This window comes from Streptococcus sp. GMD4S, from assembly GCF_000296955.1.
Map to the genome: position 1 here is coordinate 1 of NZ_AJRE01000136.1, position 2,688 is coordinate 2,688.

General features: G+C 39.5%; 2 protein-coding genes. Both read left to right on the top strand.

All coding sequences use genetic code 11. From position 1 onward, the window contains the following. Positions 1 to 1,993, top strand: a 1,993-nt coding sequence (locus tag GMD4S_RS07785; protein WP_000962223.1) for an alpha-galactosidase, incomplete at its 5' end; no start/stop codon positions are given. 31 nt (positions 1,994 to 2,024) lie between these two features. Continuing rightward, positions 2,025 to 2,688: ABC transporter substrate-binding protein (locus GMD4S_RS07790; protein WP_000872427.1), on the top strand; the 664-nt coding region annotated here is incomplete at its 3' end.

A 2,688-nucleotide genomic window follows, 5' to 3' on the forward strand; every position in this document is an offset into this window, starting at 1 on the left:
AGCTACTAATCGAACCTTTAGTTTGGATACGCAACGTCAGATTTTTGGACAACATGGTTTGGGTGACTTTAGAAAACCAACTTTACAGGTTCAACATGATGCAACTGAAGTAACAGACTTTCGATTTGTAGAAGCAAAGATTTTAAAAGGTCAGAATGGTCCACAGGGTTTACCTTCTCCACACAGCATGGATGATACAGAGACTCTTGCCTTGATTTTAGAAGATTCTAAGGCTCAACTTAGTCTGACTTTGTATTATACTGCTTTTGATAATGATGCGACAATTGCTAGTTACAGCAAATTGGAGAATAATAGCAATCAGGAAGTTGTCATTCATAAGGACTTTTCTCTCATGGCTGATTTTCCTGCTGCAGCTTACGAAATAGTGACTTTACAGGGAGCTTATGCTCGTGAAAAGACTGTTCGACGTCAACAGGTAGAACAAGGAATCTTTTCGATTAGTTCGAACCGTGGAGCTTCTGGGCATGCTCAAACACCAGCTCTTCTACTATGTGATCAAGGAGCCACAGAGGATGCTGGGAATGTGTTTGCTTTGCAACTACTGTACAGTGGAAACTTCGAAGCTTTTGTCCAAAAAAATCAACTGAATGAAGTTCGGGTGGCTATTGGCATTAATCCAGAAAACTTTTCTTGGAAGTTAGATCCTGAGGAAAACTTTGAAACACCGGTAGCTTTAGTGACCTATTCAGATAAGGGATTAACCGGTATCAGTCATGAAAGTCAGAATTTTGTACTTAAGCACATTATGCCAAGTAAATTTTCTAAAAAAGAACGCCCAATTCTTATCAATAACTGGGAAGCTACTTACTTTGACTTTCAGAGAGAAAAACTGTTAGAATTAGCTGATGAAGCTAAGAAAGTTGGAATAGAACTTTTTGTATTAGATGATGGGTGGTTTGGAAATCGCTTTGATGATAATCGTGCTTTAGGTGATTGGGTTGTTAATGAGGAAAAACTGGGTGGAAGCCTAGAAAGTTTGATTTCAGCTATCCATGACAGAGGTTTGCAGTTTGGCCTTTGGTTAGAACCTGAGATGATTTCTGTTGATAGCGATTTGTATCGCAAACATCCTGACTGGGCCATTCAGGTTCCTGGCTATGAGCATACCTATTCTAGAAATCAATTAGTACTTAATCTTGCCAATCCTCAGGTAGTAGAATACTTGAAAAATGTCTTAGATGAACTCCTATCTTATCATGAGATTGACTACATCAAATGGGACATGAACCGCAATATCACTAACCTAGGAAATGGCTTAACTTATCTAGAGACACAGATGCAATCTCATCAGTACATGCTGGGACTTTATGAACTCGTTTCTTATCTGACAGAGAAGCACAGCCATATTCTCTTTGAGTCCTGCTCTGGTGGTGGTGGACGAAATGATCTTGGTATGATGCGCTATTTCCCACAAGTCTGGGCTAGTGATAATACAGATGCCATTGCACGTTTACCAATTCAATACGGTTCATCCTATCTCTATCCAACCATTTCTATGGGGGCTCATGTGTCAGCAGTACCGAATCACCAGATGGGACGAAAGACACCGTTAGAAACACGTGGCCATGTAGCCATGATGGGAAATCTGGGTTATGAGCTTGATTTGACAAGTTTATCAGATGAGGAGAAAGCTGAGATCGCTAATCAGGTGAACTTGTATAAAGAATTGCGACCAGTAGTCCAGTTGGGAAATCAGTATAGGTTAATTAATCCCGATGCTGCATCCAATGAAGTAGCTGTACAATTTAACTATGGAAATCAAACGATTGTAACCTACGTCCGAGTCCTATCAGTTGTGGAAACAATGGAAACCACCTTGAAACTGAAAGACTTAGAGGTGGAAGGGCTTTATGAGCTGGAAGGGACAAACATTGTTTACTCGGGTGCAGAGCTCATGTATGCAGGTTTAACTGTTACCTTATCGCCAGGAGATTTTTTGAGTAGACAGTATAAATTCAAAAGACTATACTAAAAGCGTATAAATTTATTAAGGAGGCATTCCAATGAAATGGTATAAGAAAGCAGGTTTTCTTTTAGTAGCTGGGGTAAGTTTACTAGGTCTAGTGGCTTGTGGTCAGAGCAATCAACCAGCTGATGGTAAGGTAACGATTGAGTTTTTTAACCAGAAGACCGAGATGGCAGATACCTTGCAAAGGATAGTGGATGATTTTGAAAAGGAACACCCTAATATTGATGTGAAGCTGACTACAGTACCCGCAGCTGGAATTGTTCTGAAGACTCGGATTTTATCAGGAGATGTTCCAGATATTATTAATATCTATCCTCAAAATATGGATTTTCAGGAGTGGGCAAAAGCAGGTTATTTTGCAGATATGACAGGAAAATCCTATCTTGAGAACATCAAGAATGACTATGCCGAAAAGTATGCAATCAATAACAAGGTTTATAGTGTGCCTTTAACGGCTAACCTTTATGGAATTTATTACAATAAAACAAAGTTTAAAGAATTAGGACTTGAGGAACCGAAGACTTTTAAAGAGTTTCAAGAGATTGTTAAAAAGATAAAAGATAGTGGGCATTCTCCGTTTGCAGTTGCAGGCAATGAAGGCTGGACACTAAATGGTTACCACCAACTTTCTCTCATTACTCTTACAGGTAGTGGAGACGCGGCTAATAACTACCTTCGCTTTTCAAAACCAAACGCAA